Origin of the sequence: Niabella drilacis (assembly GCF_900101395.1) — a bacterium.
Classification (GTDB): Bacteria; Bacteroidota; Bacteroidia; order Chitinophagales; family Chitinophagaceae; genus Niabella; species Niabella drilacis.
The window spans coordinates 1-14,950 of record NZ_FMZO01000001.1; the positions used below are offsets into that span (position 1 = coordinate 1).

Here is a 14,950-nt window from a genome sequence, read left to right on the forward strand (position 1 = left end):
ACAGGTCTTTTGCCAGAAACCACAAGTTTAAACGAAAAAATCGCTTTAGTCCCATGTACAAATAAAGCACAATCAGCTGCTGAAAACAGGATCCGCTTTGCCAGAAAAGCCAGAAACCTTAAGGATCAGGCTCATGGTTGTACTATGCCCATTACCTACAATAGTAGCAACCATCGCAGATGCCTGTCTCCCTGGAAGGACGATCCTGGATACAGACTTTTCTTATTTTAATAGCATTGGTGAGGACACAAACCACTAGTAATTACGCATTTTAATAAAATTGATTCCGGTTCATTATGAAACTGTCTTTGAATCGGTTTGCCGGAAGCATACCCTGCAGGTTAAACCGGCATTAGGGATTGCAGGAGCACTAAGCAGGATCGGGGTTGTAGCTGTGCCTATGGGCCTTTGTTTTTATAAAATAGCCTTACCCGCCGGCAACAGCAGCTCATAAAAAAGCCCCCGGTTGGAGCGGGGGCTATAACAGGGACAGACATTCCTTTATTGAAGGTTCTCGTACACGTAGATGGGATCTACCGGGCTGGCGGCCGGTGTGATGGTCTGCAGGGAGTGAAGCAGCCCGTCTTCCAGTCCATACACCCAGCCATGAAGTATGGGCGCCTGGCGCTCCTGCCAGGCTTTTTGGATAATGGAGGTCTTGGCCAGTTTTTCCACCTGCTCTTTTACATTGAGCTCAACCAGGCGGTTTGCCCGGTCCGTTTCATCTGCGATCCCGCTCAACTCCTCTTTGTGCTTGTAATATACATCTTTGATGACCCGCAGCCACATATTCAGCACCTGGTGAAAATCGCCATTGCTCATGGCTGCCTTTACACCACCGCAGCCATAGTGCCCGCACACAATTACATGTTTTACCTTCAGGTGTGCTACTGCATATTCCAGCACGCTGATGAGGTTGATATCCGTATGCACTACCAGGTTGGCGATGTTCCGGTGCACAAAGATCTCACCGGAAGTGGTTCCGGTTACTTCGTTGGCCGGTACACGGCTGTCGCTGCAGCCGATCCATAAGAATTCGGGTTTTTGTGTTTCAGCCAGCTGGTCAAAAAAATGAGGATCTGCATTTAATTTTTGTGAAGCCCACTCTTTATTGTTCTGTAATAACTTTTCGTATGATTGCATAATATTAATATCTGTTGAATGTATTATTTGAAATTAAATTTATTGGGAATGTGATGCTAAGTTAGACAATTCCGGCGTAACATCCGGTACTGACGTTTGTTTGATGCTTGTGATTACCTTTGTATATGTCCTTCTTAAATGTCCATCCCTGTTGTCATTTGCCAGTATTTTATGAGAGAAACCGTGATCTATGAACCCGCTGGTCTCCAGCTGTACATCAATGTCTTTTAACGGTGCGTGGATGATGAAGTCTTCAATCACTTCAACAATGTCTTTGTCAATATAGTCTGCGCGCATAGCATCGATGATCACCCTGGCACCGTCGGGTACTTTCTCCAGGTTCTGCTTAATGATCGCTTTATTCAGAAAGGAAACATCCTTACGGAGGCGGAACAGGTATTTGGAATCGTCCTTTACCACGAACACGGCCTTCCGGAAATTGGAGCGGAAGGCGAAGAACAGGCCCACACCGATCCCTACGATCACCCCCTTCAGCAGGTCGGTTGCCAGGATCGCTATGATTGTGATCACGAAGGGCAGGAACTGATCCCAGCCTTTACGGTAGTAAAGTTTGAAGAGCGCCGGCTTGGCCAGCTTGTAACCGGTAAAGATCAGGATGGCAGCCAGAGCCGTTTTGGGGATCATGTTCAGCAGGAAAGGAATGAAGGCAACCGAGCCCAGCAGCAGCAGCCCGTGCAGGATAGCCGACATTTTTGTTTTGGCCCCGGCATTCACATTGGCCGAGGAGCGTACAATAACACTGGTTACAGGGATACCGCCGATGAGCCCGGAAACGATATTGCCAATACCCTGGGCCTTCAGCTCGCGGTTGGTAGGGCTGGCGCGCTGATAAGGATCCATGTCGTCAATTGCTTCAAGGCTTAACAGGCTTTCCAGGCTGGCTACCAGTGCAATGGTGAGCGCCAGCACCCAAACCTGGGAGTTTCCGATGGCGCTCCAGTCGGGGCTTGTAAAGAACGATGCAAACTCCCCGGCAGAACCGGCCATGGGAATGCTGACCAGGTAACTGCCTGTTAAAGCCGGCATCAGCCCGGTGCCGGCAAATAATGCATTTAACCCCACACCGATAAAAACGATCAGCAATGGTGCCGGAATCAGCTTAATAAACCCTTTTTTGCCGGCCACCAGCTTTTCCCAAACAAAGTGAATGACCAGGCAGAGGATACCGATCAGCAGTGCAGCGGGAGTAATATGCCCGAAGGCTTTAAAGAAATTGACAAAAATATTGCCTGTGGCAGCGATGGATTCTTCATCATTGGCGGGCAATGCCGATTTATCCCCGAGCAATTGCGGCACCTGGTTAATGATCAGGATCAGGCCAATGGCGGCAAGCATACCCTTGATTACGCTGTTAGGAATATAATCCCCGATAACGCCGGCTTTAACAAAGCCCAGGATCACCTGCATGATACCTGCCAGTACTACCACTACCAGGAACGCCTCAAAAGACTGCAGGGTAATGATCGCTGAGGCAACTATGGCTGTAAGCCCCGCTGCGGGCCCGCTTACGCTAAGCTGGGACCCACTCATGATACCGACAATGATCCCTCCGCAGACGCCGGCAATGATGCCGCTGAACAAGGGTGCATTGGAGGCTAATGCCACACCCAAACATAAGGGCAATGCTACCAGGAATACCACTACGGAGGAGGGGATATCCGCGGCCAGGTTGGAAAATATATTTTTTGTTTTTGAATTTGTATTCATAAAAATATCATTAAGGAAATGATCATACATGCTATGAGTATAGCAGATATCAGAAATAAAAAATGCATGGGAGTAACTGTAGTCAGCAAGTGACTGCAGCAAAAATTACCCGCAGCGGGAGGCGCCGGAGTATACGGTGGTTACAGCATTGTGTTGGGGGGAGGGGCGTGTAGCTCTGCATGAAAAGCAATATAAGTGCCTTCATGTGCATGCAGGTAAGCATTGTCTTTTTGAAGCCTGGTCAGCGAAAAATCGTACATACCATGATGAAGATATTCTTCTGTAATGGTGATGGTCGGATTGGAGGGTACTTTTTCTTCGGTTGCTCCGGCCAGGGGATTAGAGCGGTCTTTGCTCCTGGTCTCGGTTCGTTCGGCCAGCCGGATTTTAGCTTCATATACAAAAGGGAGGCTTACGGTAAGCCACAATAAAGCAACTCCCAGCATTACAGCAAGGGCCCTGTATATTGTTCTGTTGTATAATAAACCGGATACCACGTAGTGCGAAAATAGCAGATTGTTTTTTTTCAGACAAAAAAACGGGAGAATATTACAATTCTTTAACGAAGCAGCCCCCGAAAGGGAAAATACAGGAAAGCGTTTCCAGGCATTGCAGTACCCCCGGAAACGTTATTGCCGGAAGACCGGTCTTACCGGTTTACTGATCGGATATCTTTCTGGAATACTCACCCTTCAAAGCATACCACCCAAAGATCATGAGACCTATGGCAATAGGCAGGAAGATGGTAATAATGATGATCCAGATCACCGGGTTATTAATATCCTTTTTGCCCCCGGGATCAATATTGTGTATAGCACCGGTTACCAGGAAGTAAATGATAACGGGCCCTAACAGTAACCACAGTATGCCCAGGAGTTTTTTTATTTGGTCCATATTTTTTTATTAATGAGGTCGGTGATTGTGTTATGATTTTAGGGTGTTGACTGCTTTGTACCTGGTCCTTTTGCACTGGTTGACCCGATAATGTTGATGGTTTCCTCAAGCCAGTCGCCGGATGTTAAGAGAATATCCGGGATCACGCCAATGGCTTCAATAGACTTTCCCGCCTTTGTTTGTATCTGGCAGGTGGGAACAAAAATAAAGAACCCGATATCGGAACCTCCCCGCATAAAAGCGACACCCTGCCCGGGGTTCCCGGCTCCGGCAGTTGTATCGCCGAGGATAACAGCCCTCCCCGTTTCCTGGGCAATAAAAGCAAAATACTCCGCAGCCGAGAACGTGTTTTTAGAAGTGATGATATATACCGGCGTTTTATAAAACCGGGGGCCTTCCGTATTGTTGTAGGGAACTTCACTTTGATGCCACCTCGTTTCGCCATTGCATTTTTTTACAAGCAATTGCTGATAATCTTTCGATTGATAAAGATGGTCATTCATAAAACCTCCTGCTTCGCCATTGCCGCCGGCATTATTGCTGATATCGATAATGAGCGCGCGGCTTCCCTTTAACCGTTCTAATGCCTGTACTGTTTTTTTAAATGCATCGGGGCCTGCCCTAAACTCGGTCCATTTTAAATAACCGATATTATTTTTAAGTTTCCGTATTTCTGCAATCCCGCCATTATCGGCCGCCTGGTTTTGCTGCTGATTATTGGCTGCCTTTGTGCTGAAGTGTGTTACCTTGAAATGTATGTCGTTGGTTTCTTTTCTCAATAACTGCGTTATCTTTTCTGTAGTATGCTCCGGGCTGAGGTTTTTAAAATCGCCATTGGCAAATTTCTCTGTGAGGATTTTATTTAGTGAGGCCGCTTTTTCTTTATCAAAATAGTTTTTTTCTATGATCGTTTTTAATTGGAAGATGAGGTTGGAAAGATCGCCGGGTTTTACAAACAGGGAGTCTGTTGGGGCGCTCTGAGCACACAGCAGGCCATCAGCGGGCAGGATCGCTGTAAAGAATAACACGGATATGATGATGCGGATATTCATGGTGTGCCATTGAATGAAGCGGCTGATTATTCCAATGCGGCAGATCTTTTATTAGAGAGGTATACCATTCCGATCAAAAAGCTCAGTGCCGCAATGCCGATCGGGTACCAGAGCCCCACCAGCGGATCTTCCGTAAAAGTGGTTTGCAACAATACTCCAATGAACGGAACCAGTCCTCCGAATACTCCGTTACCGATATGATAGGGCAGCGACATGGATGTGTACCGGATATGAACCGGGAACATTTCCACGAGGAAGGCGGCTACCGGGCCATATACCATGGTTACAAAAATGATCATCGTCCAAACCAGGAAAATGAATTTGTAATACAATGATGCCGGCAGGGTAACATCTGAGTAAACCGGCCTGGCCCTGGCCAGTGCTGCGGTTATGCCTGCATCGCCATCCAGTGCGCTTAATGGGGGATATAATGTAGACTCTTTTACACCCGGGGCCAGGGTGTCATACCTGCTTTCAGTGACCGTGATGCCATTAATATGCAATTTGTTTTTTTGTATTACAATCAGCTGGTCGTTGTATTTTTTGGTTTCTATCTTCGCTTTTTCCTGCGCTGCCGGTACGCCATCGGCGATCCAGCTTTTGATATCTGTGGTTTTCAGGAATTCATTAAAAATCGGTCTGTAAAAAATGACCCCCAGCAGCATACCGGCCAGCATGATCCATTTCCTGCCCACTTTGTCGCTCAGCCAGCCAAAGACGATAAAGAAGGGGGTGGCAAATAAAATAGCCCAGAGCATGATGGTACGGCTTTGTTCAAAATTGAGCAATGCCTTTGTTTCGAGAAAACTCTGCGCGTAAAACTGGCCGGTATACCAGATAACACCCTGGCCCATCACGGCACCAAATAAGGCCAGCAGCACCATTTTAAAATTAGCTTTTTTCCGGAAGCTTTCCTTCAGCGGATTTTTGGCTACTTTGCCTTCACTCTTTAAACGCGCGAATAAAGGGGATTCCTCCATCTTCAGCCGTATATAAACTGATACGACCACCAGCACGATCGAAAACCAGAAAGGATAACGCCAACCGCCCCATTCGGTATTAAACTGCTGGTCGCTCATATTCATTTTCACCAGCATAATAACACCCAATGCAAGGAATAGCCCCAGGGTTGCGGTGGTCTGTATCCAGCTGGTATAATAACCTCTTTTCCCGGGTGGCGCATGTTCGGCTACATAGGTGGCTGCACCACCATATTCGCCGCCCAGGGCAAGGCCCTGCAGCAGGCGCAGGAGCAGCACGATAAGCGGGGCCGCTATTCCGATCGTATGATATCCGGGTACGAGCCCGATCAGGAACGTTGATCCTCCCATTAAAATAAGTGTCAGTAAAAAAGTGGATTTTCTCCCCAGCAGATCGCCCAGCCGTCCAAAGAACAAAGCGCCAAAAGGACGCACAATAAAACCGGCAGCAAATATAGCCAGCGTACTTAACAAGGCAGCGGTACTGTTACCTTCCGGGAAAAACTCAGTGGAGATGGTTTTGGCCAGCATCCCGAAAATGTAAAAATCGTACCACTCAATCATGGTGCCCAGTGACGAAGCCCCGATGACTTTCCGAAGCACACCGGCTTCACTCACTTGTTTCATGTAATTTTGTTTTGTGCAATAAAATAAATACAATCGTTCGCTAACGTTCTTGTTAACAGCAGTCAAGATAATATTTCTTTCAATAAAATATTAATAAATTTGAATAATTTTTATTGCCTATTTTTAAGGCCGCAAAAAAAAACGTTTTAGTTATGTCATATTCATTTCAGGTAAAGACGATTGAAGAATATCAGGAAGCGTACAAAAAAAGTGTGGAGGACCCCGAGGGTTTTTGGTCGGAAGTGGCTGATACATTTGAGTGGAGAAAGAAACAGCCTTTCAGCAGCCGGGTGCTTGACTGGAATTTTGTAGAGCCGAAAGTGAAATGGTTTGAAGGCGCGAAGCTGAATATTACTGAAAATTGTCTTGACCGTCATTTGAAAACCTCCGGAGACACACCGGCCATCGTTTGGGAGCCGAACGATCCTAATGAAAAAGTTAGAACGCTCACCTATAAAGTACTGCACCGCAAAGTGTGCGAGTTTGCCCAGGTATTGCGCAATAATGGCGTAAAAAAAGGGGACCGTGTTTGTATATATATGGGAATGATCCCCGAGCTGGTGATTGCGGTGCTGGCCTGCGCCCGTATCGGAGCCATTCACTCCGTTATATTCGGAGGTTTTTCGGCGCAAAGTATCGCCGACCGCCTGGCTGATGCCGGATCGGAGTTTATTATTACCTGCGATGGCGCATACAGGGGGGCAAAGGATATCCCGTTAAAATCGATCATTGATGATGCGCTGATCGGCAATACCGTGGTAAAGCGCGTTATTGTGCATACACGCACCCGTACTCCGGTGAGTATGATCAAAGGACGCGATGTTTGGTGGCGCGATGAAGTAGAGGATGTGATCGAAACAATGCATGATGATGTGCTGAATATTCCTGCAGAAGAAATGGATGCTGAAGATCCGCTATTTATCCTGTATACTTCCGGCAGCACGGGTAAGCCCAAGGGTGTGGTGCATACCTGTGCCGGTTATATGCTTTGGACAACGTATACCTTTGTGAATGTGTTCCAGTATCAGCCAAAGGAGGTTTTCTTTTGCACGGCCGATATCGGCTGGATCACCGGTCATAGCTATATTGTATACGGCCCCCTTTCGGCGGGCGCTACCTGCCTGATGTTTGAAGGGGTACCTACCTGGCCGGATGCGGGAAGATTCTGGGAAATTGTGGACAAGCATAAGGTAAATATATTGTATACGGCGCCAACGGCCATCCGTTCGCTGATGAGCTATGGATTGGATCCGGTGAAGGATAAGGACCTGTCGTCCCTGCGGGTGCTGGGCACCGTGGGGGAACCCATCAATGAAGAAGCATGGCATTGGTATAATGAAAATATCGGAAAAAAGAGATGCCCCATCGTGGATACCTGGTGGCAGACCGAAACCGGCGGTATCCTCATCTCCAATCTCGCCGGTGTTACACCGTCGCGCCCAAGCTGGGCCACACTGCCGCTTCCGGGGGTACAGCCTTTGCTGGTAGATGAAAAAGGAGCGGAGATTACAGAGTTTACCGATGAAGTGATGAGCGGGAATCTTTGTATGCGCGCACCCTGGCCGGGCATTCTCAGAACAACCTATGGCGATCATGAGCGTTGCCGCCAAACCTATTTCAGCGCCTATAAGGATCTTTATTTTACCGGCGACGGGGCCTGGAAAGATGAAAATGGGAACTATAAGATTACGGGACGTGTAGATGATGTGTTGAATGTGAGTGGGCACAGGCTGGGAACAGCAGAAGTGGAAAACGCGATCAATATGCATGCAAGCGTAATTGAAAGTGCCGTGGTGGGGTACCCGCACGAGGTAAAGGGGCAGGGCGTTTACGCTTACGTGGTGCTGGATGAAAAACGGCATAAGGATGAGGATGATCTTACCCGGAAAGATATACTGGCTACTGTAAGCCGTATCATTGGCCCCATTGCAAAACCGGATAAGATCCAGTTTGTAAGCGGTCTTCCGAAAACAAGAAGCGGGAAGATCATGCGGCGGATCCTGCGAAAAGTGGCAGAAGGGGAGCTGGCAAACCTGGGTGATACCACTACACTGCTGGATCCTGCAATCGTTGATGAGATCAAAGAAGGACGGCTTTAATTTGCCGCATCCTTTCCCTTTCGGGGACTGTCATAAAAGCCCGTCATTTCACCAGTCATTATTGAAACGATGTGCGGGCTTTTAAGACGGTCCCGTTTTTTATAGATCAACGCTGATAACAGGGATGCCGTATCGTACTGTAGTTGCTGTAACCGTTCTGGAAAGATATTGGCAAAGGCGATCCCTGGCGGGTGAAGAACCATATGGCAGGTATACCTCAGGCCAGGATCACTTTTATCCCTTTTTCCTGCAGCGCAAATACGGTTTTTTCTGATATGCGCTTATCCGTTACAATATATTCAACCTGGTCGAGGTTGCAGATCTTACCCAATCCCCGCTTATTAAATTTAGAGCTGTCGGCCAGCAGGATCAGCTTTTGAGATACTTCGATCATTTTCCGGTTCAGTGCTGCTTCGGCAATATTGGAAATGGATACGCCATGCTCCAGATCGATGCCGTCTACACCTAAAAATAACAGGTCGCAGGAGATCTCGTCCAGCACCTGCAGGGCCTGGGTGCCGGCCACGGATGAAGAATTAGGGCGGATCAGTCCCCCCAGCTGCAATACCTCAATATTCGGCCGGTTATTTAACTCAAGTCCCACTTTAAGGGCCGGGGTAATGGCCGTCATTTTATGATCGGGGTAAAGTATGCGGGCCAGTTCAAAGACCGTACTTCCCGAACCGATCATGATCGAATCGGTCTGGCCGATCACAGACAGCGCCACCCTGGCAATTCTCCTTTTTTCATCAGAATTGATCAGCTCTTTTTCGTTTATGGGTTTATCAACCGCATAAGGATTGGTAAGCGACCCGCCTCCCTTGGTTCGAAACAGCAGGTTTTTCTCTTCCAGCATTTTCAGGTCCTTCCGGATGGTTACGCTGGATATATTGATCTCTTCCGCAAGGTCCAAAATAGCCACCTTGCCCTCTTTTTTCAGTTTGCCTAATATAAACTCGTGCCGTTCCGTAATATTTTTCATTCCCAAGTATTCAATGCTACAAAGAAATGAAAAAGAAGTGTATATAAAACGTTTTCGTTAGTGTTTATTTAATTTTTTAACTTTTTTTGATTTAATTTAGTTTAATTATGTTTTATTACATTTACTTTTGTTTTAAATTATTGCCATATGAATCAATTAAATGATGAAAAGGGTTTCATCGGGAAAATGGGTCTTCCTCCCAACCTGGTATGGGGGTACCTGGGTATCCTGATCTTTATGATGGGGGATGGTGTGGAGCAGGGTTGGCTGAGCCCCTATCTTATCCATGACCGTGGGCTGACAATTGAACAGTCGGCCACACTTTTTAGCGTATATGGGCTTACCGTGGCCATTTCCTCCTTTCTCTCGGGGATACTGGCGGAAGGGATGGGGGTGCGCAAGGCCATGTGGGCGGGCTTTTTACTTTTTGTGGCGGGTACCTTCGGATTTGTGGGACTGGGACTTAAAGACCTGGATTTTAGCATGATGTTGCTGACATATGCCATCCGTGGGTTTGGTTACCCCTTATTTGCATATACCTTCCTGGTGTGGATCACCTACCGCACACCACAGAACAAACTGGGTACTGCAGTAGGATGGTTCTGGTTTGTATTTACCGGTGGCCTCAATGTTTTTGGTGCGTATTATTCCAGCTGGGCTATTAACCGGCTGGGACATATCAATACCTTATGGACCTCGCTTTTCTGGGTAGCCCTGGGGGCCTTGTTGGCGTTGCTGATCAATCGCGACCGGATCCAGAGAACGGGCGCGCAGGATAAGCTCCGGGAGCTGGCGGATGGCATTAGAATAGCAGTAAATGAGCCAAAGGTATTTTTGGGAGGCATTGTACGTACCATTAATACAACGGCCCAGTTCGCGTTCCCGGTATTTATGCCTATTTATTTTGAAAAGTATGGATTTACCACCGCTGATTGGCTGAAGATCTGGGGAACCATTTTTACCGCCAATATCATTTTTAACCTCATATTCGGGTTTGTGGGCGACCGGTTCGGGTGGCGCAGGACCATTTCGCTTTTCGGGGGGATCGGCTGTGGTCTCACTACCCTGCTGTTTTATTATTCGCCGCAATTGTTTGACGGCAGTTTTTTTATGGTACTGCTGAGTGGTATACTATGGGGAGCGTTGCTGGCGGGATATGTGCCGTTGTCGGCGCTTGTTCCTTCCCTGGTTCCCAAAGGAAAAGGAGCTGCTATGGCATTTCTGAACCTGGGCGCCGGCCTGTCGGTGTTTGTGGGGCCGCTGATCGTGCGGCTTTTTATCGGGCCGGCCGGCAATGCTGGTGTGATCTGGATCCTGGCGATCCTGTATTTTATCAGTGCCCTGCTTACCCGTTTTATTACGTTACCTGAAACGGTTGCAGAGGCGGAGGCGAGCCCATCAACTATTTAATAAGAATTCAATTGATATATGACTATTTTAATTACAGCACCGTATCATGAAGCAGGACGCCGGGAACTGGAATCCCGTTTTGGAAATGTGATCTACAGGGTTTGGAAGGAAAACGGGCGTGCTTTTAATGCAGCAGAGCTGGACCGGTTGCTGGATGAAACCCGGGCCGATGCATTGATTACGGAGCACGATGAAATTACAGAAACGGTGATCCGGAACCATCCGCAGCTGAAATTTATTGGTGTATGCCGGGGAACGCCGTCTAATGTTGCTGTAGAAACAGCTGCAGAACTGGGTATCGAAGTGTTTCACACTCCTGCAAGAAATGCACAGGCCGTAGCAGAGCTGTTTGTAGCCAACGTGATCACATTTTTGCGGAAGACCCTGCCGGCTATGGAATGGCTGAAACAACGGAACTGGCAAAAAGGAGCGCATGCTTCCTACCTGCAGTTTAAAGGAAATGAACTGGCGGGCAAAACCATCGGGATGGTGGGGTTTGGTGCCGTAGGGCAGCGGATCGCAGCCCTGGTGCAGGCCTTTCCCTGCGTTGTAAAGTTTTATGATCCTTATCAGGACGCGCCCGGACCGGCCTATGAACAAATAAGCCTTGAAGCGATATTTGAAACCTGCGATATTGTTTCCATACACCTGCCGGTGAACCCCTCCACTATTGGGATGATCGATGAAAAGCTTATCAACAGAATGAAGCCGGGGGCGATCTTTGTCAATACCGCAAGAGCCAGTGTGGTCGACCGCCTTGCATTATTGCAGGCTATCGAAAATAACAGCATCCGTGGTGCCATACTGGATGTGTTTGATCATGAGCCGCCGGATGCTACCGATTACCGGCTGATCGATCATCCGAACGTGTTGGCTACACCACATACTGCCGGCGCAACTGACGAAGTGGAAGATCATCATGTTTCCATTCTTAATGAAAAATTATTGAACTGGGCAAAGGGCCAGCCGTCTAATTCCCTACATTTATCCAATCTGTAGTCATGGCTTTAACAAACGCACATCTAATCATCGACTTTGGCACCGGTAACCTGCGTGCAGCGGTTATCTCTGTTAATGGTGCCGTCCTGGGAGTAGCCCGTGAAGATATCCCTTATATACGGGATACGCAATATGAAGACTCCATTTATTTTGACCCGCAGGTATTATGGGGCCGGATCCTGGAGCTGACGGCGATCGCATTAAAGCAAGCCGGTTCTGTACGCATCCTGGCCATTACCGCTACCAGTCAGCGGGAAGGGATCGTGGTATTGGACCCCGCAGGTACCCCGGTGGTGGGCATGCCCAATATTGATCATCGCGGAAGGAACCGGGAACCTGTCATCAGCGATAAAGAGCAGGTATACCGTTTGGCAGGGCGTTATCCCGGCTCCTTGTTTTCGGCATTCAAGCTGGTCGGTTTGAGGGAAGGAAGAAAGGAATGGTGGAATCAGCTGGATACCTTTCTCAGCATCAGCGACTGGATCGAATATATGTTTTGCGGAGTGGAACATTATGAACATTCGCAGGCATCGGAAACCTTGCTGTATGATGTGGCACAGCAAACCTGGTCGGAAACATTGTGTGCATTATTTTCTTTCCCGTTGTCGTTATTGCCGCCGCTCACCCGCTCCGGTACGGTACTGGGAAAGATCCGGCCGCCGCTTGCAGAAGCGCTGTCCATCGACGCGGATGCAAAAGTGATCGTAGGCGGGGCGGATACACAGCTGGCTGTATTGAGCACCCGCGCACATGCAGGGGATGTGGTGATCGTGTCCGGTACCACTACACCGATCATAAAGCTTTCCGCATCCTATGATCTGGATGAGCAGCAGCGGACCTGGACGGGTAGGTACATCGATGCGAATAGCTATATGGTGGAAGCCAATGCCGGTGTGACCGGTTTGAATTATCAGCGGCTGAAAAAAATATTTTATCCCAATGAAGGATACGAGGTCATTGAAGAAGAGTTGCGGTCTGTTACCGACTTTCAATGTGTGGCATCCCTGGGATCGCTGGTGGCCGATGAGAAAAAGCCACTGATCAAAGGAGGGTTTATCTTTAATACGCCGGTGAATCACGAACTGTCCAGGGCCGGGATGGTCTGGGCCACATTGTGGGATATCGCCTGCAGTATCTTTGAAAACTATAAAACCCTGGTTTCCGTAACGCCCAATGCGCATTCCTATATCTGGACCTGCGGTGGTGGCATGGAAAGCAGGATGCTCCGGCAGTTTATTGCCGACCTTACCGGCAAAGAGATCCGGATCCGTGACAATTACCGGCACGCTTCGGTTATCGGAGGCATGATGATCTGCAATACAGCATTGGGCATTACTGCCGGGCAAAAGGAACTGTATGAGGCGGTACAACCGGAAGCAGGTACACAACCGTCCCTTTTTTATAACAGCTGGAAGGAGCACCGTGAATTGTTAAAGAAGATCTTTTAGATGAATGATGCATATTTTATAGGGATAGACCTGGGTACCCAGGGATTGCGTGTGGTAGTGCTGGATGTAAGGGGCTCCATTGTGGCTGGTGCGGAACAGGGTTTCCCATTATCGCCCGGGATGCGCATGGAGCAGGATCCGGACGAATGGTGGAGGATCTGCCGGCATTGCCTGGATAAAGCCATTGGCCGGTTGTCTGCGGAACAACGCGCCCGGGTACTTGCGATAGCCGTTGATTCCACCTCCGGTACGGTGATCCCCATGGACAAAACATACCGCCCGCTGCATCCCGCTATCATGTACAGCGATCAGCGCTCCGGTATCCAGGCTAAAAAGTGCACGGCAGCGGCACAGCAATACCATCCCCAGGGGTTTACCGGTTTCAGTACTTCTACCGGGTTGGCCAAAATGGTATGGTTCGCGGAAACCTTTCCTGAAAAAGCAGCACAGATCTTTCAATGGATCCATGCAGCCGATTTTATTACCGGTAAACTGTGTGGTGTATGGAATGTTACGGACTATACCAATGTGCTCAAATCCGGCTACGACCTGACCTTACTGAACTGGCCGGATTATATTCATGATGTCCTGGGGGTAAGAAAAGAATGGCTGCAGGAGGTACAGCCGTCCGGAACGGTTATCGGAACGTTGAAAGCAGACCTGGTGCGTGACCTGGAGCTTCCGGATCATGTGGCGGTTACGACCGGCATCACCGATGGTTGTGCTTCGCAGGTAGCATCGGGCGCTATGAAGCCAGGCCAGTGGAATACGACCATAGGCACTACCCTCGTTATAAAGGGCGTGTCTGTAAAAGAAATAAACGATCCTTTAAACCGCTTATATAATCACCGGCACCCGGCCGGCTACTGGATGCCGGGTGGTGCAGGAAATATTGGTGCCGACTGGGTTGCGGCGGGTTTCAGGGACGCACTGGAACATTACAATACTGCTGCGGCTGCTTTAACACCTACGGGTAAGATCGCCTACCCGCTGATTCAGAAAGGTGAACGGTTCCCGTTTGTGGCACCGGAGGCGGAGGGCTTTGCCCCGGATGGAGTATCGGGGGAAGTATTGTACACGGCCAATATGGAAGGGGTGGCGTTTGCAGAACGCTACGCTTATGAAATGATCCGGTCTTTGTCGGGAGAAAATGTGGAAGCCATTTATACCGCAGGAGGAGCCAGTAACAGCGATACCTGGCTGCAGATCCGCAGTGATATATTGCAGAAGCCGGTATGTAAAATGAAATACGTATCAGGTGCAGTGGGGGCGGCTATCGTTGCAGCGTCGACGACCTGTTTCAATGATATCAGTGAAGCAACTGCTGCGCTCACTCAGGCAGAAAAATGGGTGACTCCGGGGGAGAACCTGAAACAGCAGTACGAGGATCAATATGGTTTATTCCTGAAAACGATGAAGGCGCGGGGCTTTATAAATGAATAAGGACCGGCAGGGGTACAATGGTTTGTGGAATGAGTGTAGGCATTTTGCCCCGACGCTGCGGTAATTGCTGTTTCGCTCCGGGAAATATGCCGTACCTGCCTGGGCCCAACCACTAAGCAATGAAGATTAGGGAGGCCTTCGAAAC

General features: G+C 48.7%; 13 protein-coding genes. 6 read left to right on the forward strand and 7 right to left on the reverse strand.

The window, feature by feature from the left end:
• Positions 1–231: hypothetical protein (locus BLS44_RS26750; RefSeq protein ID WP_218127669.1), on the forward strand; the 231-nt coding region annotated here is incomplete at its 5' end.
• 270 nt (positions 232–501) lie between these two features.
• Here BLS44_RS26750 and BLS44_RS00005 read toward each other — a convergent pair.
• From BLS44_RS00005 to BLS44_RS00030, 6 genes are all read right to left on the reverse strand, one after another.
• A complete protein-coding gene (locus BLS44_RS00005) occupies positions 502–1,143 on the reverse strand; it encodes a carbonic anhydrase (RefSeq protein ID WP_090387997.1) in 642 nt (213 codons plus the stop codon).
• Positions 1,144–1,182: 39 nt separating this feature from the next.
• Positions 1,183–2,871 carry a SulP family inorganic anion transporter gene (locus BLS44_RS00010; RefSeq protein WP_090388564.1) on the reverse strand — a complete coding sequence of 563 codons (1,689 nt, stop codon included), beginning with the start codon at positions 2,869–2,871 and terminating at the stop codon, positions 1,183–1,185.
• Positions 2,872–3,011: 140 nt separating this feature from the next.
• On the reverse strand, positions 3,012–3,317 hold the full coding sequence (locus tag BLS44_RS00015) for a hypothetical protein (RefSeq protein WP_245729041.1): 306 nt from the start codon (positions 3,315–3,317) through the stop codon (positions 3,012–3,014).
• Positions 3,318–3,528: 211 nt separating this feature from the next.
• Positions 3,529–3,765, reverse strand: coding sequence for a DUF6814 family protein (locus tag BLS44_RS00020; protein ID WP_090387999.1), 237 nt, complete (start codon positions 3,763–3,765; stop codon positions 3,529–3,531).
• A 38-nt stretch (positions 3,766–3,803) separates the two neighbouring features.
• Positions 3,804–4,817: a S41 family peptidase gene (locus BLS44_RS00025; protein WP_090388000.1), complete on the reverse strand. Its 1,014-nt coding sequence runs from the start codon at positions 4,815–4,817 to the stop codon at positions 3,804–3,806.
• A 26-nt stretch (positions 4,818–4,843) separates the two neighbouring features.
• Complete coding sequence (locus BLS44_RS00030) at positions 4,844–6,424, reverse strand: MFS transporter (protein ID WP_090388001.1); 1,581 nt, start codon at positions 6,422–6,424, stop codon at positions 4,844–4,846.
• Between the two features lie 152 nt (positions 6,425–6,576).
• Between BLS44_RS00030 and acs the strand changes: the two genes are divergently transcribed.
• Positions 6,577–8,523, forward strand: coding sequence for an acetate--CoA ligase (acs, locus tag BLS44_RS00035; RefSeq protein ID WP_090388565.1), 1,947 nt, complete (start codon positions 6,577–6,579; stop codon positions 8,521–8,523).
• Positions 8,524–8,740: 217 nt separating this feature from the next.
• Here acs and BLS44_RS00040 read toward each other — a convergent pair whose 3' ends face one another.
• Positions 8,741–9,505: a DeoR/GlpR family DNA-binding transcription regulator gene (locus tag BLS44_RS00040; protein ID WP_090388002.1), complete on the reverse strand. Its 765-nt coding sequence runs from the start codon at positions 9,503–9,505 to the stop codon at positions 8,741–8,743.
• Positions 9,506–9,652: 147 nt separating this feature from the next.
• Between BLS44_RS00040 and BLS44_RS00045 the strand changes: the two genes are divergently transcribed.
• From BLS44_RS00045 to BLS44_RS00060, 4 genes are read left to right on the forward strand one after another with little or no spacing between them, the layout of a single operon-like run.
• The gene (locus BLS44_RS00045) at positions 9,653–10,915 is read left to right on the forward strand and encodes an MFS transporter (RefSeq protein ID WP_090388003.1); all 1,263 of its coding nucleotides are present in this window, start codon (positions 9,653–9,655) and stop codon (positions 10,913–10,915) included.
• An 18-nt stretch (positions 10,916–10,933) separates the two neighbouring features.
• Positions 10,934–11,914, forward strand: a complete 981-nt coding sequence (locus tag BLS44_RS00050; RefSeq protein WP_090388004.1) for an NAD(P)-dependent oxidoreductase — start codon at positions 10,934–10,936, stop codon at positions 11,912–11,914.
• A gap of 2 nt (positions 11,915–11,916) precedes the next feature.
• Positions 11,917–13,362, forward strand: coding sequence for an FGGY-family carbohydrate kinase (locus BLS44_RS00055; protein ID WP_090388005.1), 1,446 nt, complete (start codon positions 11,917–11,919; stop codon positions 13,360–13,362).
• Positions 13,363–14,805, forward strand: a complete 1,443-nt coding sequence (locus BLS44_RS00060; RefSeq protein ID WP_090388006.1) for an FGGY-family carbohydrate kinase — start codon at positions 13,363–13,365, stop codon at positions 14,803–14,805.
• The last annotated feature ends 145 nt before the right edge of the window (positions 14,806–14,950 follow it).

Bases quoted from the DNA above. Each gene is read 5' to 3' on its own strand.
- BLS44_RS00025 (WP_090388000.1), bottom strand. From the start codon at position 4,817: ATGAATATCCGCATCATCATATCCGTGTTATTCTTTACAGCGATCCTG.
- BLS44_RS00015 (WP_245729041.1), bottom strand. From the start codon at position 3,317: ATGCTGGGAGTTGCTTTATTGTGGCTTACCGTAAGCCTCCCTTTTGTA.
- BLS44_RS00040 (WP_090388002.1), bottom strand. From the start codon at position 9,505: ATGAAAAATATTACGGAACGGCACGAGTTTATATTAGGCAAACTGAAA.
- BLS44_RS00020 (WP_090387999.1), bottom strand. From the start codon at position 3,765: ATGGACCAAATAAAAAAACTCCTGGGCATACTGTGGTTACTGTTAGGG.
- acs (WP_090388565.1), top strand. From the start codon at position 6,577: ATGTCATATTCATTTCAGGTAAAGACGATTGAAGAATATCAGGAAGCG.
- BLS44_RS00050 (WP_090388004.1), top strand. From the start codon at position 10,934: ATGACTATTTTAATTACAGCACCGTATCATGAAGCAGGACGCCGGGAA.
- BLS44_RS00005 (WP_090387997.1), bottom strand. From the start codon at position 1,143: ATGCAATCATACGAAAAGTTATTACAGAACAATAAAGAGTGGGCTTCA.
- BLS44_RS00045 (WP_090388003.1), top strand. From the start codon at position 9,653: ATGAATCAATTAAATGATGAAAAGGGTTTCATCGGGAAAATGGGTCTT.
- BLS44_RS00030 (WP_090388001.1), bottom strand. From the start codon at position 6,424: ATGAAACAAGTGAGTGAAGCCGGTGTGCTTCGGAAAGTCATCGGGGCT.
- BLS44_RS00010 (WP_090388564.1), bottom strand. From the start codon at position 2,871: ATGAATACAAATTCAAAAACAAAAAATATATTTTCCAACCTGGCCGCG.
- BLS44_RS00060 (WP_090388006.1), top strand. From the start codon at position 13,363: ATGAATGATGCATATTTTATAGGGATAGACCTGGGTACCCAGGGATTG.
- BLS44_RS00055 (WP_090388005.1), top strand. From the start codon at position 11,917: ATGGCTTTAACAAACGCACATCTAATCATCGACTTTGGCACCGGTAAC.